Source organism: Micromonospora acroterricola (assembly GCF_003172955.1).
GTDB lineage: Bacteria > Actinomycetota > Actinomycetes > Mycobacteriales > Micromonosporaceae > Micromonospora > Micromonospora acroterricola.
This window is the reverse complement of record NZ_QGKR01000156.1, coordinates 39,011-59,926: the sequence shown is the minus strand read 5'-3', so window position 1 is coordinate 59,926 and position 20,916 is coordinate 39,011. Positions and strand designations below refer to the sequence as shown.

Annotated in this window: 21 protein-coding genes and 1 tRNA gene; 9 read left to right on the top strand and 13 right to left on the bottom strand. The window is 73.0% G+C overall.

The window, feature by feature from the left end; translation table 11 throughout:
- On the bottom strand, positions 1-1,721 hold a 1,721-nt coding region (locus DKT68_RS08980; protein ID WP_109816952.1), incomplete at its 3' end, for a metallophosphoesterase family protein.
- Positions 1,722-1,865: 144 nt separating this feature from the next.
- Here DKT68_RS08980 and DKT68_RS08975 point away from each other — a divergent pair.
- Positions 1,866-1,942: transfer RNA gene (locus tag DKT68_RS08975), tRNA-Thr, on the top strand.
- Between the two features lie 110 nt (positions 1,943-2,052).
- On the opposite strand, the gene DKT68_RS08970 is transcribed toward DKT68_RS08975, so the two are convergent.
- Positions 2,053-2,703, bottom strand: a complete 651-nt coding sequence (locus DKT68_RS08970; RefSeq protein ID WP_109816958.1) for a class I SAM-dependent DNA methyltransferase — start codon at positions 2,701-2,703, stop codon at positions 2,053-2,055.
- A gap of 28 nt (positions 2,704-2,731) precedes the next feature.
- Positions 2,732-3,244 carry a hypothetical protein gene (locus DKT68_RS08965; RefSeq protein ID WP_146218323.1) on the bottom strand — a complete coding sequence of 171 codons (513 nt, stop codon included), beginning with the start codon at positions 3,242-3,244 and terminating at the stop codon, positions 2,732-2,734.
- Positions 3,245-3,453: 209 nt separating this feature from the next.
- Between DKT68_RS08965 and DKT68_RS08960 the strand changes: the two genes are divergently transcribed.
- Entirely contained in the window at positions 3,454-3,861 is a 408-nt protein-coding gene (locus DKT68_RS08960; protein WP_109816950.1) for a VOC family protein, read from the top strand.
- A 189-nt stretch (positions 3,862-4,050) separates the two neighbouring features.
- Here DKT68_RS08960 and DKT68_RS08955 read toward each other — a convergent pair whose 3' ends face one another.
- Positions 4,051-4,668: a pyridoxamine 5'-phosphate oxidase family protein gene (locus DKT68_RS08955; protein WP_109816949.1), complete on the bottom strand. Its 618-nt coding sequence runs from the start codon at positions 4,666-4,668 to the stop codon at positions 4,051-4,053.
- Between the two features lie 178 nt (positions 4,669-4,846).
- Here DKT68_RS08955 and DKT68_RS08950 point away from each other — a divergent pair, with 178 nt between their 5' ends.
- From DKT68_RS08950 to DKT68_RS08940, 3 genes are read left to right on the top strand one after another with little or no spacing between them, the layout of a single operon-like run.
- Positions 4,847-5,353 carry a DUF2231 domain-containing protein gene (locus DKT68_RS08950; RefSeq protein ID WP_109816948.1) on the top strand — a complete coding sequence of 169 codons (507 nt, stop codon included), beginning with the start codon at positions 4,847-4,849 and terminating at the stop codon, positions 5,351-5,353.
- Entirely contained in the window at positions 5,350-5,898 is a 549-nt protein-coding gene (locus DKT68_RS08945) for an Hsp20/alpha crystallin family protein (RefSeq protein WP_109816947.1), read from the top strand. Before DKT68_RS08950 ends, DKT68_RS08945 begins: the two co-directional genes overlap by 4 nt.
- Positions 5,899-5,906: 8 nt before the next feature.
- Positions 5,907-7,028 carry a glycosyltransferase family 9 protein gene (locus DKT68_RS08940; protein ID WP_109816946.1) on the top strand — a complete coding sequence of 374 codons (1,122 nt, stop codon included), beginning with the start codon at positions 5,907-5,909 and terminating at the stop codon, positions 7,026-7,028.
- 22 nt (positions 7,029-7,050) lie between these two features.
- On the opposite strand, the gene DKT68_RS08935 is transcribed toward DKT68_RS08940, so the two are convergent.
- Both DKT68_RS08935 and rfaE2 read right to left on the bottom strand, forming a co-directional pair.
- Positions 7,051-7,929, bottom strand: coding sequence for a glycosyltransferase family 2 protein (locus DKT68_RS08935; RefSeq protein WP_109816945.1), 879 nt, complete (start codon positions 7,927-7,929; stop codon positions 7,051-7,053).
- Positions 7,926-9,773, bottom strand: a complete 1,848-nt coding sequence (gene rfaE2 / locus DKT68_RS08930; protein WP_109816944.1) for a D-glycero-beta-D-manno-heptose 1-phosphate adenylyltransferase — start codon at positions 9,771-9,773, stop codon at positions 7,926-7,928. The genes DKT68_RS08935 and rfaE2 overlap by 4 nt, the downstream gene beginning before the upstream one ends.
- Before the next feature lie 147 nt (positions 9,774-9,920).
- On the opposite strand from rfaE2, the gene DKT68_RS08925 reads away from it, so the two are divergent.
- Together DKT68_RS08925 and DKT68_RS08920 are read left to right on the top strand one after the other, a co-directional pair.
- The gene (locus DKT68_RS08925) at positions 9,921-10,463 is read left to right on the top strand and encodes a type 1 glutamine amidotransferase domain-containing protein (RefSeq protein ID WP_109816943.1); all 543 of its coding nucleotides are present in this window, start codon (positions 9,921-9,923) and stop codon (positions 10,461-10,463) included.
- 130 nt (positions 10,464-10,593) lie between these two features.
- Positions 10,594-12,270, top strand: coding sequence for an MDR family MFS transporter (locus DKT68_RS08920; protein WP_109816942.1), 1,677 nt, complete (start codon positions 10,594-10,596; stop codon positions 12,268-12,270).
- A gap of 46 nt (positions 12,271-12,316) precedes the next feature.
- Here DKT68_RS08920 and DKT68_RS08915 read toward each other — a convergent pair whose 3' ends face one another.
- Positions 12,317-12,949, bottom strand: a complete 633-nt coding sequence (locus tag DKT68_RS08915) for a TetR/AcrR family transcriptional regulator (protein WP_109816941.1) — start codon at positions 12,947-12,949, stop codon at positions 12,317-12,319.
- 121 nt (positions 12,950-13,070) lie between these two features.
- On the opposite strand from DKT68_RS08915, the gene DKT68_RS08910 reads away from it, so the two are divergent.
- On the top strand, positions 13,071-14,102 hold the full coding sequence (locus tag DKT68_RS08910; RefSeq protein ID WP_109816940.1) for an aldo/keto reductase: 1,032 nt from the start codon (positions 13,071-13,073) through the stop codon (positions 14,100-14,102).
- 45 nt (positions 14,103-14,147) lie between these two features.
- Here DKT68_RS08910 and DKT68_RS08905 read toward each other — a convergent pair whose 3' ends face one another.
- Entirely contained in the window at positions 14,148-14,639 is a 492-nt protein-coding gene (locus DKT68_RS08905; protein WP_109816939.1) for an NUDIX domain-containing protein, read from the bottom strand.
- Between the two features lie 56 nt (positions 14,640-14,695).
- Here DKT68_RS08905 and DKT68_RS08900 point away from each other — a divergent pair, with 56 nt between their 5' ends.
- Positions 14,696-16,345, top strand: a complete 1,650-nt coding sequence (locus DKT68_RS08900) for a fatty acid--CoA ligase (protein WP_109816938.1) — start codon at positions 14,696-14,698, stop codon at positions 16,343-16,345.
- A 186-nt stretch (positions 16,346-16,531) separates the two neighbouring features.
- Here the strand turns inward: DKT68_RS08900 and DKT68_RS08895 are convergent, their stop codons facing one another.
- The 5 genes from DKT68_RS08895 to DKT68_RS08875 all read right to left on the bottom strand — a co-directional run bounded on the left by DKT68_RS08895 (position 16,532) and on the right by DKT68_RS08875 (position 20,877).
- Positions 16,532-17,545 (bottom strand): NADPH:quinone reductase, encoded by a 1,014-nt coding sequence (locus DKT68_RS08895; protein ID WP_109816957.1) that lies wholly within the window; start codon positions 17,543-17,545, stop codon positions 16,532-16,534.
- A gap of 164 nt (positions 17,546-17,709) precedes the next feature.
- Positions 17,710-18,402 (bottom strand): HAD family hydrolase, encoded by a 693-nt coding sequence (locus DKT68_RS08890; protein WP_201748965.1) that lies wholly within the window; start codon positions 18,400-18,402, stop codon positions 17,710-17,712.
- Entirely contained in the window at positions 18,399-19,223 is an 825-nt protein-coding gene (locus DKT68_RS08885; RefSeq protein WP_109816956.1) for an SCO6745 family protein, read from the bottom strand. Before DKT68_RS08885 ends, DKT68_RS08890 begins: the two co-directional genes overlap by 4 nt.
- 188 nt (positions 19,224-19,411) lie before the next feature.
- Complete coding sequence (locus DKT68_RS08880; RefSeq protein WP_109816936.1) at positions 19,412-20,128, bottom strand: FKBP-type peptidyl-prolyl cis-trans isomerase; 717 nt, start codon at positions 20,126-20,128, stop codon at positions 19,412-19,414.
- A gap of 110 nt (positions 20,129-20,238) precedes the next feature.
- Positions 20,239-20,877: a DUF4241 domain-containing protein gene (locus DKT68_RS08875; RefSeq protein WP_109816935.1), complete on the bottom strand. Its 639-nt coding sequence runs from the start codon at positions 20,875-20,877 to the stop codon at positions 20,239-20,241.
- Positions 20,878-20,916 lie beyond the last annotated feature (39 nt).

Sequence of the window (20,916 nt, the reverse complement as noted above, 5' to 3'; positions counted from 1 at the left end):
AGCGGGGTTTTCGGGGTGAGCCAGCTGGCGGTGGGTGTCTGGTCGGGATTGACCTGCCAGTCGCGGGCTACCCGGTCGACGGCGACCGGGTAGATGGTCAGCGTGCCGTCGGGGTCGATGCGCACCCGGAGGAAGGACTTCGAGTCCTCGATGCCCTGCCCGGCGAAGAGTTCGTTGACGTTCACCCCGAACGACCCCGCCACCAGCAGGTACGCCGCCACGAGCTGGCTGGCGAGCAGGCCGCTCACCGGGCCGTAGAGCACCGCCGCGGCGGCCACCGGAAGCGGCCACGGCCAGTCGTAGAACGGCAGCGCCAACCAGGCCCAGGTGCCGGCGGCGGCCAGCCCGACGTGCGCCAGGCCGTGGCTGACGCCGAGGATCCAGTGTCTCGCGTGCCGCTTGCCGCTCGCGCTGGGCGGCTTGGCGAACAGGGCCGCCGCCAGCACCGTCACGAGCAGCATCACCACGAGGGGGACGGTGAAGAGCCGCTGCTCCGTGGTGTCCGCCCAGTTCGCCGCCGTGCCCGCCATGGCCAGCATCAGCAGCGTGTGCAGCGTGCCGAGCAGGGTGGTGAAACCCGGATTGCGGAACGGCAACCGGGGGAAGATGCCCCAGCCGTAGCGGCGGGAGCGGGCGGCGTCCGGATAGCGCGCCACCAGGTCGTACGGCTCGGCGCGGCTCGCCCGTCGGGCCAGGGTGTCCCTCGGCGGCACCTCGATGCGCTCCGGCAGCTTGTGCGTGGGATAGAGGTACGCCCCGCCGCCGCCGCAGGTGATGAGCTGCCGGTCCGGCCCCGCGTAGCGGGCGTAGTGGTGCAGGTCGCCCGAGAGCAGCAGCCGGACACGCGCCCCGGTCGGGGCGATGATCGTCCGGACGAAGTAGTCGATCGAGTCGTACGCCGTCGGATGGTCCGCGGCCTTGACCCAGGTCGGCGCCGGCGCGGCGATGATCACCTTCGATTCCGGGCCGAGCCGCCGGGCCACCTCGTCGAAGTACGCCAGCTGCGGGTCGTCCAGGTACGAGCCGGACTGGTCGTCCACGCCCAGCAGCCACCAGTTGGCCGGAAGCTCCACGGCGAAGTACGACCGAGACTGCCCGGTGCCCCAACCGCCGAAGTGCCGGTCCCGCGAGCGGACGAACAACCGCAGGAACGCGGTGAGGCCGTCGTACCAGTCGTGGTTGCCGGGCACCGCGAAGAGGGTGGGCCGCTCCGGTGGGGTCCCCGGTAGCGCGGCCTGGTAGGGGCCCTTGCACCGGTCCTCGTACGAGGCGTAGGCCGCCGACGGGTACACCTGGTCGCCACCCATCACCAGGGTCTGCGCCCGGGGCAGCCGGTGCCCGTCCACGGTCAGCTCCGGCTGTGCCAGCAGGTACGCCACGGAGTAGGTGGCGTTGAAGCCGTCACCCAGGTCGGCCACGTAGTCGAGCCAGAGCCCGCCGTCCGGCCCCGCCTGGCGGAAGACGCCGTCGCCGAACGCGTTCTGCAACTCGCGTTTGTCCAGGTACGCCCCGAAGAGCATCGCCAGCAGCGTACGGATGCCGGTGCTGATCAGCAGGAACGGGGCGAGCCACGGCACCGGCTTGCGCGGCGTGAAGCCCAGTTCCAGAGGGTCCGTGGTGCGCGGCCGGTGGGGGGCCCGCTCCCCGGCCGACGCGCCGTCGGGGCGCCTGTCCGCCGGGTCCTGCTCGGGGTCGTCGAGGGGGGCGTGATCGTCGCTCACCCGCCGCAGCGTAGTCCCGCCTCCGATGATCCGCTGTCCGGTAAACGGCTAGATGGCGGTCCATGTCCGGTTGATGGCAGCGGCGGGGGAGGGGGTATCCCGTTCGGGCGGCGGCCGTGGGGTGCCGTACACTTGACGATCGTTGCCGCCTTAGCTCAGTCGGCTAGAGCGACGCACTCGTAATGCGTAGGTCGACGGTTCGATTCCGTCAGGCGGCTCCATCGAAAGGCCCAGGTCACCGGCTTGATCGCCGATCATGACCTGGGCCTTTTCCGTGCCGTCGGCTGATCAGCATCGCCATCAACCTCGACCAGCTCCTCGACGCCCGTCGCTAGGCCACGGGCTGGCTGCGCCCGAAGATGATTCCTCCGAGCGCGCTCTCGGCCGAGGCGAGTGTCATCTGCGCCTCGACCGTGAACCCGCTCTCGCGCAGCCACGCCGCCACCTGGGCGGGCTGTCGACGGTGGACGTGCACCTTCATCGGGTGGCCGCCGTAGCCCTGCGTCTTGAGCCTGGTCTCGTTGCCCACGTGGAAGCTGAGCAGCAGCGGGCCACCGGGCCGCAGCACCCGCCGGAAGTGCGCGAGTACCGGGGCGACCTGGTGGTCCGGGATGTGGATCAGCGAGTACCAGGCGACCAGGCCGGCCACCGAGCCTTCGGCCAGATCGAGGTCGGTCATGGAGCCCACCTCGAACCGCAGGCCGGGGTGATCCCGCCGAGCCACCTCGATCATGCCCGGCGAGAGGTCGATCCCGAAGGCGTCGACGCCGAGCCCGGCCAGATGGGCGGTGATGCGCCCGGTGCCGCAACCCACGTCCGCGACCGGCCCGCCGCCGGCCGCCCGCACGAAGTCGGCGAACAGGCTCAGAGTCGCTCGTTCGTAGGGTGTGTCGGCCAGGAGGCCGCGGACCAGGTCCGCGTAGCTGGCAGCGACCGTGTCGTAGGAGCTGCGGGTGTCGGCCAACCAGCCGTCGACGCTCATGGCGACCACGCTAGATCAGCGACCGGACTCAGGTGAGGGTGCGCAGCGCGGCGGTGATCACGACGAAGAACGCGATCAGCGCGGCCGAGACGATGCGTACCTGTCGTGACCGGCTGAGGAGGCCCACCACCACCGCCACCGCCAGGCCGAGAAACCAGTGGCCGGCTTCGGGGTGCTGCTCGGGATCGAAGCCCAGGTGGCCCAGGGCCGCACGGCCGAAGCCGACGAGCACGGCACCCCCGGCCCAGAGGGCCAGGGTCCAGGCGCACCGACCGGCGGGACGCTCGGTCAGTCGGGACCCGTGGAGCGTGAACGTGCCGAGCAGGTACGTCACTGTCAGCAGCGCCAGCACGCCGCCGAGCAGCACGATCTCCGGCCCGACGAAGAGCGCGAACAGGGCCCACGGGCCGCTGGTGGTCCCGCGCAGAAAGAGGGCGGCCGCCGCGCCGACCACCACCATCTGCCCCACCGCCAGGCGATGGGGGTTCGCCGGATGCCGCACGGTCGGTGCCGACCGTGGTGGGGCGGGGTGCGCGGTCATGCTGAGGCCTCCGGGTCGTACGAGCGGCCGGACGGGGCCACGGTCGGCCTGATCCCGGTCGTCGGTGACATCAGTGCAGGATTTCGCACCACACGGGTAGCCGCCTGAGTTCCGCTACTCACTCGGGCCCGACGGGTCCGATGAGTGTCGGTGCCCGGTCCCGTCCATCCTGGAAGACAGCGCCCGCCCGACACCCTGGAGCCGATTCCATGACGTACGCCCCCGTGATCGTCAGCCTTCCCATCGCCGACCGCGCCACCTCGCACCGCTTCTACCGGGACGCCCTCGGCCTGGAGACGGTGGGAGAGCTGGCCGACGACGGGATTCCGGAGCCGCTGCAGTTCGTGGTCAACGACGGGCTGCGGTTGATGCTCATCCCGACCGGCGGCTTCGGCTGGGTGATCGGGCGGCACGAGGTGGCCGCGCGGGGGCAGAGCGAGTGTGTGCTCAGCCTCGGCGTCGCCTTGCCTGCCGACGCGGACGCGATCGTCGAACGGGCTCGTGCCGCCGGTGCCGAGGTGGTCACCGAGCCGGCGGCGCAACCCTGGGGGTACACGGGCGTGTTCGCCGACCCCGACGGTCACCTGTGGATGGTGTCCGCCGAACCGGGATCCTGATCCTGCCGGGACTGTCGGTGGCGGCGGCTACGGTCCGGCCATGACCGTGACCACCGATGCCACCGGTTCGTTGCCCACCCCTGCCGACGAGGCCCGAGACGGGCTCCGGCGTCTCCCGGGAGTCGTTCGGCAATCCCGCCGGCTGGTCGGCCTGACCGAGGCGCCGACCGGCCGCGTGGAGTCGCGGGATCAGGCGTAGATGGTCCGGACGTACTCCGGGCCGTAGTACCGTTCCAGGTCCTCCAGGTTCTCCGTCGGCGCCTCGACCTCCTTGATCAGGCGCGCCCGGGACGGCAACAGCTCCGGCTGCCAGGTCTCCGGCTGCCACAGTGCAGAGCGCAGGAACGCCTTGGCGCAGTGGTAGAAGATCTGCTCGATCTCCACCACGACCGCGAGGACGGGCCGGTGTCCCTTGACCACCATGTCGTCGAACCAGGGCGCGTCCCGCACCAGCCGGCCCCGGCCGTTGATGCGCAGGGTGTCGGTCCGCCCGGGGATCATGAAGAGCAGGCCGACGTGCGGGTTGTCCAGGATGTTGCGGTAGCCGTCGGCCCGCTTGTTGCCCGGCCGCTCGGGCAGCGCGATGGTCGTGTCGTCCAGCACGAGGGCGAACCCGGCCGGGTCGCCCTTGGGTGAGACGTCGCAGCTGCCGTCCGCGCCGGCCGTGGCCACCAGGCAGAACGGCGAGGCGGCCAGCCACTGGCGGTCCCGCGCGTGCAGGCGGGGGCGGTCCTTGTTGGCGGCCCGCGCGTTCGGCGCGCCGAGCAGCTCCCGCAGCTCCTCGTGCGACGTGATCTCCACCGTCACGTGATCCTCCTCCAGCCGTTGACCCGGGTGGCGGCGCCACCGTCCGACGGCCTCGCCCGCCAGCCTAAGCCGGCGCGACCAGCGCGAGGTTTGCCCTGGGTCGCCCGGGGTACGGCCTCAACCGACGCGCCCGCCGCACGACCCGTCACGTAGGACACCGACCAGTGGAGGCCGGGTAATGGAGAGCCGACTCAAGGTACTGGGTCACCCAGTCCATCCGATACTGGTCATGTTCCCGGTCGCGCTGCTGGTCACGGCGGTGCTCTTCGACGTGGTGGACACCGTCGGCGGGCCCGACTTCCTCGGTGAGGTCGCGTACTGGAACATCACGGTCGGTCTGATCGTTGGCCTGCTCGCCGCGACGGCCGGCTCGTTCGACCTGCTGGCGATCCCGACCGGCACCCGCGCCAAGCGGGTGGGCCTGCTGCACGCCGGCGCCAACGTCGCGGTGATCCTGCTCTTCGCCGCCGTCTGGGCGGTCCGGCTGAACGCGGACTCCCGCGCCGCCGGGGGTGCGCTGATCGCCATCGAGGTGGTCGCGGTGGCCATCCTCAGCATCAGCGCCTGGCTCGGCGGCGAGCTGGTCGACCGGCTCGGCGTGGGCGTCGACCGCGAGGCCGGTCTGGACGCGCCCAGCTCCCTGCGGCCGCCCGCGGCCACCAATCGGATCGGAGAGGTGCGATGAGCGAGCAGCAGACCGGGGGCTTCGGCCGGGGGTGGCGGGGCCGGCAGCAGGGCTGGGACCCGATGGGCGAGCCCCAGTCGCTGCGCGCCGAGCTGAGCCGGCTGGTTGGCGGGCGGGCGGGCGGCTCCGACGTCGAGCTGACCGAGATCGCCGACGGTTGGGAGGTCGTCGTCCGGCTGCCCGGGGTGGCGCCGGAGGAGGTGGCGGTCGAGTTGGACGACCGGGAGCTGTGCGTACGGGCCCGCTCCGAGGCGGAGGTCAACGCCGACCAGGGCATCCCGGGCGGCTTCGAGACACGCGGCTTCGAGTACCGCGTCGACCTGCCGTCCCGGGTCGACCCGGACGGCATCGACGCGGTCATGGACCATGGCCTGCTCCGCGTCCGGCTGCCCCGCGCGGCCCGGCCCACGCCGCGCACCATCACCGTCGGCCGCACCGGGCCGCGCTCCGGCAGCCTGTCCGGTGGTACGCCGATGCCGGCCGATCCCGCGGCGGACCGGGAGCTGCACCGCCCGGACAGTCTCGGCGAGATCGACCGGCCGTAGCGGACCGAGTGGTCACCCCGTCCCTGCTCGGCCCGACGGCCGGGCTCGTGCCCGACGTGCAGCGGATCGCGGTGCTGCGCGCGAACGCGCTCGGCGACTTCATCTTCGCCCTGCCGGCGCTGGACGCGCTGCGCGCCGCGTACCCGGCGGCGGAGATCGTGCTGCTCGGCGCGCCGTGGCACGCGAAGCTCTGGCGCGACCGGCCCGGCCCGGTGGACCGGGTGCTGGTGGTGCCGCCGGCACCCGGTATCCGCACTCCGGAGGTGGGTGAGCCGGAGTCGTCGATGGACGACTTCGTGGCGGCGGCCACCGGCGAGGGTTTCGACCTGGCGGTGCAGATCCATGGGGGCGGCGCCAACTCCAACCCGCTGGTCAGCCGCCTCGGCGCCCGGGTCACCGTGGGGCTGCGTTCCGACGACGCACCTCCGCTGGACCGGTGGATCCGCTACGTCTACTACCAGCACGAGGTGATCCGCTTCCTGGAGGCGGTGGCCCTGGTGGGTGCGCCGGCGACGACGATCCTGCCCACGCTGACGGTGACCGACGCCGACCGGGCCGAGGCGGCCCAGGTGCTCGGCCCGCCGACACGTCCCCGGGTGGCGCTGCATCCGGGCGCCACCGACACCCGCCGCCGTTGGCCGGCCGAGCGCTTCGCCGAGGTGGCCCGTGAGCTGCACGGCGACGGCTACGAGGTGCTGGTCACCGGGACTCCGGCCGAGCGGGACGTGGTGGACCGGGTCGTCGCGGCGGCGGGGGTGCCCGTCCGGCCGCAGGTCGGCACGCTCAGCCTCGGCGGGCTGGTCGGCTGCTACGCCGACTGCGCGCTGGTCGTCTCCAACGACACCGGTCCGGTTCACCTGGCCGCCGCGGTGGGCACGTCGACGGTCGGCGTGTTCTGGGTCGGCAACCTGATCAACACGGCCAGCCCGCTGCGCGGGCGGCACCGGCCGATCATCTCCTGGATGGTGCACTGCCCGGTCTGCGGGGTGGACTGCACGCCCGGCATCTACCCGCACCGGCCGGGCGACGGTGAATGCCCGCACCGGGACTCGTTCGTCGCGGACGTGCCGGTGGTCGAGGTCGTGGAGGCCGCCCGGGAGCTGCTCGACCCGGAGCCCGGCGCGCCCTGACCGCGCCGACCCGCGAACCGGGTCAGGCCGGCTGCGGGCTGTCCTCGTCGGCGAGCACGACCTCCCACGCCTCGACGTCCCGCTCGGTGACGGTGGTGGGGGACTCCAGGTGGTAGGCGCCGCTGGGCAGGATGCCGGCTCCGCCGTGGCGGGCCAGCACCGAGAGTTGGGCGGCCACGTCCTCGCCCTGGTGCTTCTCCTGGAGGCGGCGCCAGAAGTCGAAGCCACCGGAGTCGAGGAGCTTGGCCCGGTCGTACAGCACACACCCACCGATCCAGGAGACCTTGTACGCGCGCCACGCCCCCGACGGCAGCGCCAACCTCCCGGTGACGTGCAGCAGGTTGGCCGCCGAGTGGATCTGCGCCCGGTTCCACTCCGGGGTGCCCGGCCGGATCCGCTCCGGTGTCGGCTGGCCCACCCACTCCTCGTAGTGCCCGTGCGTCTCCGGTCGCACGTCCTCGGCGTACGACAACCCGTGCACGCCGTTGCCGACGAAGCCGCAGCCCAGTTCCCCGAGCGCGGTGACCAGCCGGTGCAGCGCCCCCGGCTCCAGCCAGACGTCGTCGTCGAGGGTGAGCACGTACCGGGCCGCCGAGGCGGCCAGCAGGTACGCCCGGTGCTCGGCCAGCCCCCGCCGGGGCAGTCGACGGGTCAGCAGCACCGGGTGACCCCGGTGGCGCAGCGCCCGGACCATGGTGGCCGCGGCGGGGTGGGCGTACGCGGGGTCCCCGTCGGACTGGTCGCTGACCACCACCCCGAAGCCGGGCACGCCCTCCTGCGCGGCGAGCCCGGACAGGGTGACCGCCAGCTCGGCGGGCCGGTTACGCGTCGGGATCAGCACGTCGACGAGCCGCTCGGTGCGGAACGCCTCCGGGGTGTCGAGGTCGAGTGGGCGGTTCACGACGCTCGGGTGCGGGTGCTCAGCGGCTGATCCTCGCCGTGCGCGGACGCGTGGGGCTCCCGGCCCTGACCGTGCGACCGGATCCGCTCGATGATCGCCGACGTGGACCGGTCCGGCACGTACCCCAGGGTGCGCACCTGGCCGCCCAGGCGGCGCACCAGCGGCGCCTCGGGCACCAGCTCCGGAGGGTAGTCCCCGCCCTTGACGTAGACGTCGGGCCGGACCGCCTCGATCAACGCGGCGGGCGAGTCCTCCTCGAACACCACCACGTGGTCCACGCAGGACAGGGCGGCGAGCAGGGCCCCCCGGTCCTCGACCGGGTTGACCGGCCGGTCGGGCCCCTTCAGCCGGCGTACGCTGCCGTCCGAGTTGACGGCCACGATGAGCAGGTCGCCCAGGGCGCGGGCCTGCTCCAGGTAGCGCACGTGCCCGCGGTGCAGCACGTCGAAGCAGCCGTTGGTGAACACCACAGACCGCCCGGCGTCGCGATGCTCGGCGACGATCGCGTCCAGCTCGTCGGTGCCGACCAGGACCGGGTGCCCGGTCGAGCCCGGCGCCAGGTCGAGCGCGGTGAGCAGGTCCTCCCGACGGCACACGCAGGTGCCGGTGTCCGACACGGTGATGGTGGCCGCGAGCTGGGCGAGCTGGGCGGCGGTGGGCAGCGGCGCGTCGGCGGCCAGGGCCAGGGTCATCGCCGCCAGGTACGCGTCGCCGGCGCCCACGGCGTGGCTCGCCGGCACCGGGGTGCTGTGGCTGCGCCGCGGCTCCCCGTCGGCGCCGCCGACCACCGCGCCCTCGGTGTCCAGGGTCACCGCGACCACGTCGGCTCCGGTGTGCGCGCGCAGCTCGGGCAGGCGCGCCTCGGCCAGCACCGCCCGGTCGACGCCCTCGCCGGCCTCGGTGTTCACCGTCACGCCGGTGCCGGTGACGCTGAGCCCGTCGCCGGTGAGGGCAACCTGGCCCTCGCTCGGGGTCGGCTCACCGACCGGCCCGGGGCGGTCGGTGCGCGTCGGGTCCGGGGTGGCGGCCACACCGGCACCGTCGCTCCGGGCCCCGCCCGGCGCGGCGCCGACGGTCAGCTCGGACGGGCCGTCGGCCGGGTCGCTGCCGGGGTGTTCGAGGTGCAGGCCGGGGCCGGCCGTCGGTCGGGTCGCGCCGCCGGCCCGGGCCAGCAGTCGGGTCGCCTCGGCGAAGCTGGGGGTGACCACGGTCGGCGCGAGGCCCCGCCAGTCGGCCAGGTCGTGGGCGTCCAGCGCGACGGTGGCGTACCGCTCGCGCTGCTCGACCAGCCACGCGCGGACCGGCGCGGGCAGCGCGCCCAGGCCGTAGTCGCAGACCACCAGGGTCGGCGCCTCCCCGCCGGCGGCGGCACGCAGCTCCTCGGTGGCGCAGCCCAACGCGGTGAGCAGTCGGGTGACCCCGTCCGGGTCGAGCGCGTCGTCCGGGTCGCCGGAGTCCTCCCGGAGCAGGATCTGGTTGCCCGCCAGCATCCGCCGCTTCACCGGTGTGGGCCGGCCGGGCTGGTTGACCGTACGGTCCCAGACGCCGGCGCGGTCCAGACAGTCGTGCAGTTCGTCGCCCGCGACGTCGGCGCCGACCGGTGCCACCAGCACCGCCCGGCCGCCGAGGGCCGCGACGTTGACCGCGGTGTTCGCGGCGCCACCGGCGGCGGAGATCCGCCGGCGCAGGGTGAGGACCGGGGCGGGTGCCTCCCGGCAGAGTCGGTCGGAGTCGGCGAACCGCCATTCGTCCAGCATGGCGTCGCCGACGATCAGGACCGGGCGTCCGAGCCAGCTCTCCACGACGGTGGCGAGCCGGCGCTGTTCCGCTGCTGCTCCTGCCATGCCCTCCCGGGTCCCCAGCGGCCCACCTGCCAAACCTGCACGGCGGCCGATGCCGCAGTCGATGAGGCTTTCGCTCCTCGCTGGGGTGTTTCGGTCGGCAGGCGTCGGGAAGGGAATTGAGGTACCCCGGAGAGGAGATGTGCCGAGATGACAGCGACGACGCTTCAGGGCAAGCGGATCGCCTTTCTGGCCAGCGACGGCGTCGAGGAGGTCGAGTACGTCCAGCCGCGCGAGGCCGTGGAGAACGCGGGCGCGACGGTCGAGCTGGTCTCGCTCAAGCCCGGGTCCATCCAGTCCTTCAACCACCTGGACCAGTCCACGACGTACGACGTGGATGTGACCGCGGACAAGGCGGACGCCGGCAGCTACGACGCGCTGGTGCTGCCCGGTGGGGTGGCGAACCCGGACTTCCTGCGGACGGACCCGGACGCGGTGCGGTTCGTGCGGGCGTTCTTCGACGCGGGCAAGCCGGTCGGGGTGATCTGCCACGGCCCGTGGACGCTGATCGAGGCGGACGTGGTGCGCGGCCGGCGCATCACCTCCTGGCCCAGCCTGCGCACCGACCTGACGAACGCCGGCGCCACCTGGGTCGACGAGGAGTGCGTCACCGACGGCAACCTCACGAGCAGCCGCAACCCCGGTGACCTCCCCGCCTTCTGCCGCAGGATCACCGAGACCTTCGCCGCCTGACCCCGCTCCCATCCCGGGTCGATCAGGGAGTTCCGGGCACGACACGGCCGGCCGTGATCGACCCGGGGTGGGGTGGGAGGCTTTTTCCCGGTTCGGCGCATGTTCCGTGTCGGTCGGGAAAGAAGCCCCCATGACCACCGAAGCCTCCGCCGCGCCGGTGCTGAATCGCCAGCAGATCCGGCTGCTCATGATCGGCCTGATGACCGGCATGCTGCTGGCCGCTCTCGACCAGACCATCGTCGGTACGGCCCTGCCGACGATCGTGGGGGAGCTGGGCGGGATCAACCACTACTCGTGGGTTGTCACCGCGTACCTGCTCGCCTCGACCGCGTCGACGCCGCTGTACGGCAAGATGGCCGACCTGTACGGACGTCGCCCGGTCTTCCTCTTCTCGATCGGCACGTTCCTGGTCGGGTCGCTGCTGGCCGGGCTGTCGCAGAACATGACCCAGCTGATCATCACCCGGGGCATCCAGGGCATCGGCGCGGGTGGTCTGTTGACGCTGGCATTCACGATCATCTCGGACGTCGTCTCACCGCGGGAACGGGGCCGCTACCAGGGCCTCTTCGGCGCCGTCTTCGGGATCTCGTCGGTGGCCGGCCCGCTGGTCGGTGGTTACTTCGCGGAGACCGACTGGCGGTGGATCTTCTACATCAACGTGCCGCTGGCGATCCTGGCCATCGTCGTCTGCTACCACGTGATGCGGCTGATCCCGTTCGAGCGCCGGGACCACGCGATCGACTGGCTCGGCGCCGGCCTGCTGGTCGCCGGGGTGAGCTCCCTGCTGCTCGCGCTGAGCTGGGGCGGCAACGAGTACGCCTGGGGCTCCGGCGTGATCATCGGTCTCTTCGTCGCCGGCGCCGTGCTCGCGGTGCTCTTCGTGCTCCAGGAGGCGCGGGTCGCCGAACCCATCCTGCCGCTGCGGCTGTTCCGCAGCGCGACGTTCGCGCTGGCCAACTCGGCCGGTTTCGTGCTCGGTCTGGTGATGTTCGGGTCGATCATCTTCATCCCGCTGTACCTGCAGATCGTCAAGGGCGCCTCGCCGACCCGCAGCGGTCTGTTGATGCTGCCGATGATGACGGGCATCATCGTCACCTCGATCCTCACCGGGCGGGCGATGAGCCGGATCGGCCGCTACAAGTGGTTCCCGGTGGCCGGGTCGGTGACCCTGCTGGTCGGCATGTTCCTGTTCACCCAACTGTCGGTGGGCACCTCGCTCTGGATCGCCTTCGGCTTCATGGTGGTGATCGGCGTCGGCCTGGGCCTGTGCATGCAGTCGCTGGTCCTCGCGGTGCAGAACGCGGTCTCGGTACGCGACCTGGGCGCCGGCACCTCCTCGGCCACGTTCTTCCGGTCGCTGGGCGGTTCGTTCGGGGTCGCGATCCTCGGTGCGGTGCTCTCCTCCCGGCTCGCCGGAGGGCTGGGCGACCGGCTGCCCGGCGCGATCGCCCAGCTTCCGCCGCAGCAGCAGGCCGAGGTGGCGGCGAGCGGCGGCGCGAACATCTCGATCAACGATCCGGCCACGATCATGGCCCTGCCGGGGCCGGTGCGGGCCGCGATCCAGAACGCGTTCGTCGACGCGCTGGACATGGTCTTCCTGACCGCCGGTCTGATCGCGATCGTGGCGGTGCTGGTGACCGTGGCGCTGCCGAACGACCAGCTGCGCGGCGCCGGTCCGGAGGGCGCCACGGGCGGCGCCGACCCGCTCGGCGGCAAGGCCCCGGCGCCGGGCGGCAAGCCGCTGACCCGCGAGACCAAGGAGGAGGCGGCCGCCGACATGGAGGGCAAGTCCCAGACGATGATCTGACCGCGTCCACCTCGACCGCCCCGGTTCCCGCCGGGGCGGTCGGTGCTCAGGCGGGGCGGCGGTAGGCCCCGTACCACCAGGTCGCGGCCAGCTCCCCGGCGGCCGCCGCGTCGGCCTCGGGGTCGGCCGGGCCCAGGCCCACGTGGTGGGCGAGGAACCGGTCACCGCCGAGCACGATCAGCCGGGTGGCGGCCGGCACGTCCAGGCTCGCCGGTGTGCGCCCGGCCCGCTGCTCGGCGCGCAGCACCTCCTCGGTACGCGCCACGAACTGCGCGAACCCGGTCGCCCAGAACTCCCGGACCACGTCGTCGTAGGCGGCGACCTCGTTGATCGCCGCCAGCACCGGGGCGTACGTCCGGTAGATCCTGATCACGTCGCCGAAGACCTCGGTGAGTGATTCGAGCGGGTCGCCGGGCCCGGCCGGATCCCACTCGCGGATCCGGTCGAAGGAGGTCTCCCGCATCGTGCCGGCGAGGCGCATGAGCAGCTCGCTCTTGTCGCGGAAGTGGATGTAGAAGGTCGATCGGGCCACCCCCGCCTCGGCGGCGATGCGCTGGACGCCGAGGTCGGTGAAGCGGGCCCCCTGCTGGAGCAGCCGCTCGGTGGCGGCCAGCACCCGCGCTTCGACGGCGGCACGCCCGTCGGGGTTGCGCGGCCGGCGTCGGGTGATCGAGGGCATGGTCCGAATCCTAGGTGGCCAGGGGCGGGACCGGCGACGTACGCTCGGTGCCGGACACAGTGTCCGACATAGTGATCAGTCTGGTGGCCGACGCCGGCCTCCGACCGACGAGGAGTTACGCGTGAAGTACCGACTGCTGGGCAACACCGGGGTGTACGTCTCGGAGATCTCGCTCGGCGCGATGACCTTCGGTGGCAGCGGGCACCCGATCTACGGGACCCTCGGCGGGCTGGCGCTCCCCGACGTGCAGCGGATGGTGGACACCGCGCTGGACGCGGGGGTGAACTTCATCGACACCGCCGACGGCTACAGCGACGGCGAGAGCGAGGAACTGCTCGGCCAGGCGCTCGGCAAGAGGCGTCGCGACGTGGTGCTGGCCACCAAGGTGCACTCGCGGACGGGCCCCGGACCGAACGACGTCGGCACGTCCCGGCTGCACATCATGCAGGGGCTGGAGGACAGCCTGCGCCGGCTCGGCACCGATCACATCGACCTGTACCAGATCCACAACTTCGACCAGGTCACCCCGATGGAGGAGATGCTGCGCGCGCTCGACGACGCGGTCCGGCAGGGCAAGGTCCGCTACATCGGCGCCGCCAACTTCGCCGCCTGGCAGATGTCCAAGGCGCTGGGCATCTCCGCCCGCGAGAAGCTGGCCGGGTTCGTCTCGGTGCAGGAGTACTACTCCCTGGTGGGCCGGGACGTGGAGCGCGACGTGGTGCCGATGGCGCTCGACGAGGGCGTCGGGCTGACCGTCTGGAGCCCGCTCGCCGGTGGCTTCCTCTCCGGCAAGATCAGCCGCGACGGCGCCGTCGCCGACAGCGGTGCGCGCAGCGCCCAGCCCGGCTACTCCAGCTTCACGCCGATGGACCCGGAGAGCGCCTTCGCAGTGGTCGACGTGCTCAAGGGCGTCGCCGAGCGGCACGGGGTCAGCCCCGCCCGGGTGGCGGTCGCCTGGCTGCTGACCCGGCCGGCCGTGACCAGCGTGATCGTCGGCGCCCGCAAGCAGGAGCAGTTGGTGGACAACATCGCCGCCTCGGATCTCACGCTGACCGAGCAGGACCTCACCGAGCTGGACGAGATCAGCAAGCTGCCGGTCGCATACCCGAACTGGATCCAGGAGGCGTTCGCCGGATTCCGCCTGCCCCAGTGAGCCAGTCGCCCGGTCCGGTGCTCACCCGTCGGACCGGGCACGGCCCTACTTGAGGATCAGCCGGTTGGTCTGCTCGAAGACGTCGAGGTCGGCCAGGGTCTCGGCGACCGAGGCGGAGAGCGGGGCGGGGAACCGGTCCCGGGGGAAGAAGCCGGCGTCGGTGGTCTCGTCGGTGACCCGGGACAGCTGCCCGTCCCACTCCTCCACCCGGAACGCGGTGGTGAAGACCTGGTAGGTGTGCCCGTACATGTTGGTGCTGGTCCGGTCCGGGCCGGTGTAGAGGGCGAAGGCGCAGACCCGCAGCGCCCGCAGCCCGGTCTCCTCGCGGACCTCCCGCACCGCGCAGTCCGCGATCGACTCGCCCAGCTCCATCGCCCCGGCCGGCATGGCCCACTGGCCGTTGTCTGAGCGCTGGATCAGCAGGATGCGACCGGCGTTGTCCCGGACCACGGCGCGGGCGCCGACGAACATCAGCGTCCGGTCCCCGGCGAGCGCGCGCAACTGCCCTACGTACGAGTCGGCCCAGGAGATGCTCACCTGCGACAATTTACGGGGGTTCCCAAGGTGTGACCGGCGACACTAACTTGTTACCCATGCGTAGCACGATGATGGACGCCCCTCTGCAGGTCTCCCGGATCCTCGACCACGGCGCCACCGTGCACGGCACGGCCGAGGTGGTCAGCTGGACCGGCGGCGAACCCCGCCGGATGACGTACGCCGAGGTGGGGCGGATGGCCGCCCGGCTGGCACACGCGCTGCGCGACGAGTGCGGCGTGACCGGCGACGAGCGGGTCGCCACCTTCATGTGGAACAACAACGAGCACCTCGTGGCCTACTTCGCGGTGCCCAGCATGGGCGCGGTCCTGCACACCCTCAACATCCGGCTGTTTCCCGACCAGGTCGCCTACATCGCCAACCACGCCGAGGACCGGGTGGTGCTGGTCGACACCACGCTCATCCCGCTGCTGGCCCGGGTGATCGGCGAGCTGGCCACCGTGCGGCACGTGGTGGTGGTCGGCGGCGGCGACCCGGCGCCGCTGGTGGCGGCCGCCGGCGACCGGATCACCGTGCACCACTGGGACGCGCTGCTGGCAGACCGGCCGGAGGTGTTCGCCTGGCCCGAGGTGGACGAGCGCGACGCGGCGGCGCTCTGCTACACCTCCGGCACCACCGGCAACCCGAAGGGTGTGGCCTACTCGCACCGGTCGATCTACCTGCACTCGTTGCAGGTCTGCATGCCGGAGGGCTTCGGCCTCGGTCCGACCGACCGCGAGCTGGCCATCGTGCCGATGTTCCACGCCATGTCGTGGGGTCTGCCGTACGCCGCGTTCCTCTCCGGCGCGTCGCTGATCATGCCGGACCGGTTCCTCCAGGCCGCGCCGATCGCCGAGATGATCGCCGCCGAGCGGCCGACCCTGGCCGGCGCGGTGCCGACGATCTGGACCGACCTGCTGGCCCACCTGGACAGCCACGACGTGGACACCTCCTCGCTCAAGGAGGTGATCGTCGGGGGCTCGGCCTGCCCGCCGGCGCTGATGCACGCGTTCGACGAGCGGCACGGAATCGACGTCATCCACGCCTGGGGCATGACCGAGATGTCCCCGCTGGGTTCGGTCTCCCGTCCGCCGGCCGGCGCGACGGGTGAGCAGGCGTGGCGCTACCGCTACACCCAGGGCCGGGTGCCGGCCGGGGTGCAGGCGCGGATCGTCGGCGCGCTGGGCGAGCCGCTGCCCGCCGATGGCACGGCCGTGGGCGAGCTGGAGGTCCGCGGGCCGTGGGTGACCGCCCGGTACGTCGGCGACGACGCCCCCGACGAGGAGAAGTTCCGGGACGGCTGGCTGCGTACCGGGGACGTGGGCACCCTCTCTCCGGACGGCTACATCACGCTGACCGATCGCGCCAAGGACGTCATCAAGTCCGGCGGTGAGTGGATCTCGTCGGTCGAGCTGGAGAACGCGCTGATGGCCCACCCGGCGGTGCTGGAGGCGTGCGTGGTGGGTGTGCCGGACGAGCGGTGGGACGAGCGGCCGTTGGCGACCGTGGTGGTCCGGGAGGGCGCGTCGGTGACCGCCGAGGAGCTGCGCGACTTCCTGGCCGGCTCGGTGGCCCGCTGGCAACTGCCCGAGCGGTGGGCGTTCATCGACACGGTGCCGAAGACCAGCGTCGGCAAGTTCGACAAGAAGGTCGTCCGTTCGCGGTACGCCGAGGGCGAGCTGACTGTCCGCGAGCTGACGGCACCGTAACGTTTTGCCGGGCACCGTCGCCTGTTGGGGCAGGGGTACTCCTGAGCATTCCTCCCCAGGGGCGGCCCCGGCGTTCGCACCGCGCCGGGGCCGCCCGTTCCACACGGGGCTACCCGCACCGTCATTGTTGCGAAACTTCTTCGCTTCTGTCCTGATGACGGGGAAATCGGTCGGCGAGCGACCCGATCAGGCGTCGCTCGTCACGATCAGCACCTTGCCCACCGCCGCGTTCTCCACCGCCTGGTGCGCCGCCGCCGTCTCCGCCAGGGGGTGGCGGTGCAGCGGCAGGCCGGCGTCCTCGCCGACCCGGATGCCACCCTGGTCGGCCGCCGCGGCCACGTCCCGCACGGCGTGCGCCTTGGCCGCCTTCGGCTCCGTGTAGACCAGCACGAACTGCCACCGGGCGTTCCGCATCATCAACGGCCGGGTCGGGAGGCTCACCTCCGGCCCGTCGCCGTCGGCGTAGACGCAGACCGCGCCGCCGTGCCGGATCACCTGCACGTCCGTCGCGGCGTTACGGGACGGGGACACCTCGACGATCGTGTGCACCCCGTCGGGAGCTATCTTGCGGACCTCCTCGACCACGTCCTGCTCCCGATAGTTGATCACGTAGGAGGCGCCGGCGGCGGCCGCGAGCTGCGCCTTCTCCGCGCTGCTCACCGTGGCGATCACGGTGGCGTCGGCCCAACGGGCGAGCTGGACCGCCGCGTTGCCGACCGCGCCCGCCCCGCCCTGCACGAGCACGGTGTGGTCGGCCAGCGCGCCCGCGCGCAACGTGTCCGGCATGAACTCGCCGGCCGTCAGGCAGCGGTGCGCGGTGAGGAACGGGATGCCGAGGCTGGCGCCCAGGTCGAACGACGCGTCGCCGAGGCGGACCGCCTGCCGGACCGGCACCAGCGTGTACTCCGCCGAGGTGCCCCACGGCCGCTGCCAGGCCGCCTCCCAGATCCAGACCCGCTCGCCGATCCGGTCGGGGTCGACGCCGGCGCCGACCGCCTCCACCACGCCCGCGCCGTCCTGCCCCGGGATCTGCCAGCCGGCCGTCGGCGGGGACGACCGGCGGGACTTCCAGTCCGTCGGGTTCACCCCGGAGACCGCCATCCGGACCAGGACCTCGCCCGCCCCCGGCTCCGGCACCGGCCGGTCCACCAGGCGCAGCACCGAAGGGTCGCCGGTCTGCTCGTACACGATGGCCTTCATCGCCGTCTCCTCACCCGTCCGGCGTGCGGCACCCGGGTCGGGCACCGCCGGCTGCGGTACCCCGCCCACTCCCCGTCATGCCATCCGGCCCGGCTTCGCAAACCGTACAACCGGGCCATGCCCGGTAGGGACCGGGCAGCCGGTGACGCGGCACACCGGCCCGGTCAGGCGGCCAGCGCGTCGACCGTTTCCGGGGTCAGCTCACCGATCGCGCCCAGCGTCACCGCGGCCAGCCGGGCGGCGTCCGGATCCAGCGGGTACGCGCCATGCGGCACCGCCACCACCCGCATCCCCGCCGCGGCGGCCGACCGCACCCCGTTGGACGAGTCCTCCAACGCCGCGCAGCGGGCCGGGTCGACACCCAGTTGCCGCGCGACGCTCAGGTACACGTCCGGCGCCGGCTTCCCCCGCTCGGTCTCCTCGGTGGACAGGGTCGCGGCGAACGCGTCGGTCAGGCCGGTGGCGGCCAACGCCGCCGCGATCAGCCGGGTCGGCGACGAACTGGCCAACCCCAGCGGCCACCGCCCGGCCAGCCGGCGCACCACCTGGTCGGCGCCGTCGATCAGCGGTACGTGCTCCCGGTAGCGCCGTGTCATCTCCTCGACCACCTCGTCGGCGACCTGCTCGGCGGTGCGCGCCACGCCCAACTCGGCACTGAGGTAGTGGGCCCACTCGCCGGTGCTCATGCCCATCAGCCGGCGCTGGGTGTCCGGCTGCCAGACCCCGCCGTGCGTCGCCACGTACGCCCGCCGGACCTCCTCCCACACCGGTTCGGAATCCACGATCACGCCGTCCAGGTCGAAGACCACCGCATCCACCACGGCCCCATCCTGCCCGACCCGTGGGGCCCCGGTCAGCCGGGCAGCGCGGGCAACCCGATGGGGCTGCCCTCCGGGATCACCGTGTGGCAGGGCCGGGCCATCGGCTCCAGCAGTTCGCGCAGCCGGTCCGTGCCGTCCGGGCCGAGCGCCTGCCACGGGTGCTCGGCGGCCCGGTCGGTGGCGTCCTCGACCGCCTGGAAACGAGCCCGGCCGTGTTCGGTGGGCGCGCCGTCCGGGGTCAGCCAGCCACGCTGCGCCAGACGCTCGCGGGCGGCCCGCCACTGCTCCTCCGACCAGCCCCGGCCGAGGAGGTTCTGCGGTGACATGTCCACCGCCACCCGCCACGCCAGCGTCTCCACCGGGTCCAGGCCGGCGGCCACCAACGCCGCCACGTGCCCGTCCCCCCGGTGCTCGCGCAGCGTCGTGGCGGCCTGCCAGAGCCGGGCCAGCGGGTACTCCCCGATCGGCAGCGCCGCGTTGACCGCGCCGAGCACCCGGCCGGCGGTCTGCGTCGCCGACGCGGCCTGCTCCAGCAGGTCGGCGGCCTCCACCAGGTGCGTCTCGGGCAGCTGGTAGGTCAGCTCCGCGAGGGCCTGCACGGCGCCGGTCAGGCGGGCGCGCAACGCCTCCTGCGGGGTCGCCAGCCGCCAGACCGCCGGCAGCGCCCGGCTCACCATCGGCGGCGCGAAATTGAAGAAGGCGGCGATCACCGGGGCCGCCTCGGTGGCGCCCAGCGGCGCGGCTCGGCCGGCGAAGTAACCCCGCCAGTAGCCGCGCAGCCCGACCGCCTCGTACGCCGCCCGAGCCCGGGGGTGGAAGTAGGTGACCGCGTGCACCGGCTCGAAGTGCGTCCACATCAACCGGGCGGTCCGCCCGGGCTCGTCCAGCGCCGTCACGTGCACCTCCGCGTCCCGTCCCGGATGCTCACCCCGGGCGGCGAGCCGCCCGGGGTGACGCCGAACCTACTGCCGGTGGGTGACGGGCCGGAAGCCCCATGTGAACAACTCCATCGCGCCGGGGCGACAACCGGGGCGATCCGGACGGGTCACTGGGCGGCGAGCACGTCCACCACGAAGCGCAGCGGGCCGGTCGGCCGGCCACCCGCGGCGGCCTCGTCGTTGCCGTACGCCAGCTCGCCCGGGATGTCCAGCTGGACGCGGCTGCCCACGGTCACGCCGACCAGGCCCTGGTCCCAGCCGGGGATGACCTGCCCGACGCCGATCGGGAAGGTGGCCGGCTGGCCGGCCTTCCACGAGGAGTCGAACTCCTTGCCGTCCTTGTAGAACACGCCCACGTAGTTGGTGGTGATGGTCTGGCCCTGCTTCACCGCCGGGCCCGTGCCCTTGATCAGCGGGGTGACGGCGAGCTTCTTCAGCTCGCCCTTGCCCGCCGCCACCGTCGGCTTGCTGCCCAGCGCCGGGTCGGCGCCCGCCGGCAGCTGCGGCGCGGGAGGCGCGGCGGCGTCGCCCGGGACCGGGGCGGAGGCGGATGCGGACGGGGTCGCGTCGGCCTGGTTCGCGGACTTGTCGTCGCCCTGGCCGACCAGCACGAAAACGGTGATCAGCACCGCCACCACGGCGACGCCGGCGAGCCCGCCGGCCCACGCCTGACGGCGCCGCTTCGCCTCGGCGGCCTTCTGCGCCGCCAGCTGGGCGGCGAGCCGCCGCCCCGCCTTGGTTGCCGGGCTCTGGCCCTCCGACCGGTTCTGCTGCGTGCGCTCGCTCACGTCGTCGACTCCCTGCTGCGAAGGTGTGGCCGGCACCCGGTGCCGGGGGGAAAGCCGACGCACACGGTACCCGCCCGGCGGCCCACCGTGCCCACCCCGGACGGTCGGGATCAATCCGTGAGCGCTCGCCCGGAGCCGAGCGACGGTTATTCCGGGACCACCATGAAGTCCGTCACGAAGGAGGTCACACGGCCGTCGGCGGCGCGCCCGATCCAGGTGCCGTAACAGCCGTCGCCCCAGCCCGTGGCGACGGTGACGACGTTGGCGCCCGTTGCCTCGTCCAGCACCGCGGTGATCAACCCCGGAACCGGCGAGGCGGGCGGCTCGGCCGGGATGAACACCTCCTCCACCTGCTCGTGGTCCCAGGCTTCCAGGGCGGTGAGCGCCGTCGGGTCGGCGAGGGTGCCGGCGCCCGCGTCCACCCCGTACCCGAAGTAGTCGTCCGCGCCGAGGTCGGCGACGTCCTGGTCGCCGGCGACGGCCGGCTCCCAGCGGACCGTCGGCGCGGCCTCGATCACCAGCTCCAGGGCGGCCACCCGGCGGTCGACCTCGGCGTCCTCCCGCAGCACCCTGGCCACCCAGGCCCGAGCGGGATGCCGTCCGGGGGGCACCGTGACCGTGAACGGCTCGGCCTCCGGGCGGACCAGCGGGTCACACCCGACCACCTGGCCGGTCGGCAGCACGATGTCGCCCACCGGGTGCACCTCGATCAGGTACGCGCCGTGCTCGTCCGTGAAGCGCGCGCCGGGCGTCAACAACCGGTCCAGGTCAGGGGTGTACGGCATGGGGGCTCCTCCGGTGGCCAGCGGCCGGCGGAGCGTACC

Bases quoted from the DNA above. Each gene is read 5' to 3' on its own strand.
- DKT68_RS08965 (WP_146218323.1), bottom strand. From the start codon at position 3,244: ATGACCGCGCACCCCGCCCCACCACGGTCGGCACCGACCGTGCGGCAT.
- DKT68_RS08885 (WP_109816956.1), bottom strand. From the start codon at position 19,223: ATGTGGACGCACTTCGAGCCGGTGCACGCGGTCACCTACTTCCACCCC.
- DKT68_RS08920 (WP_109816942.1), top strand. From the start codon at position 10,594: ATGACCACCGAAGCCTCCGCCGCGCCGGTGCTGAATCGCCAGCAGATC.
- DKT68_RS08915 (WP_109816941.1), bottom strand. From the start codon at position 12,949: ATGCCCTCGATCACCCGACGCCGGCCGCGCAACCCCGACGGGCGTGCC.
- DKT68_RS08900 (WP_109816938.1), top strand. From the start codon at position 14,696: ATGCGTAGCACGATGATGGACGCCCCTCTGCAGGTCTCCCGGATCCTC.
- DKT68_RS08875 (WP_109816935.1), bottom strand. From the start codon at position 20,877: ATGCCGTACACCCCTGACCTGGACCGGTTGTTGACGCCCGGCGCGCGC.
- rfaE2 (WP_109816944.1), bottom strand. From the start codon at position 9,773: ATGGCAGGAGCAGCAGCGGAACAGCGCCGGCTCGCCACCGTCGTGGAG.
- DKT68_RS08925 (WP_109816943.1), top strand. From the start codon at position 9,921: ATGACAGCGACGACGCTTCAGGGCAAGCGGATCGCCTTTCTGGCCAGC.
- DKT68_RS08960 (WP_109816950.1), top strand. From the start codon at position 3,454: ATGACGTACGCCCCCGTGATCGTCAGCCTTCCCATCGCCGACCGCGCC.
- DKT68_RS08970 (WP_109816958.1), bottom strand. From the start codon at position 2,703: ATGAGCGTCGACGGCTGGTTGGCCGACACCCGCAGCTCCTACGACACG.
- DKT68_RS08945 (WP_109816947.1), top strand. From the start codon at position 5,350: ATGAGCGAGCAGCAGACCGGGGGCTTCGGCCGGGGGTGGCGGGGCCGG.
- DKT68_RS08950 (WP_109816948.1), top strand. From the start codon at position 4,847: ATGGAGAGCCGACTCAAGGTACTGGGTCACCCAGTCCATCCGATACTG.
- DKT68_RS08895 (WP_109816957.1), bottom strand. From the start codon at position 17,545: ATGAAGGCCATCGTGTACGAGCAGACCGGCGACCCTTCGGTGCTGCGC.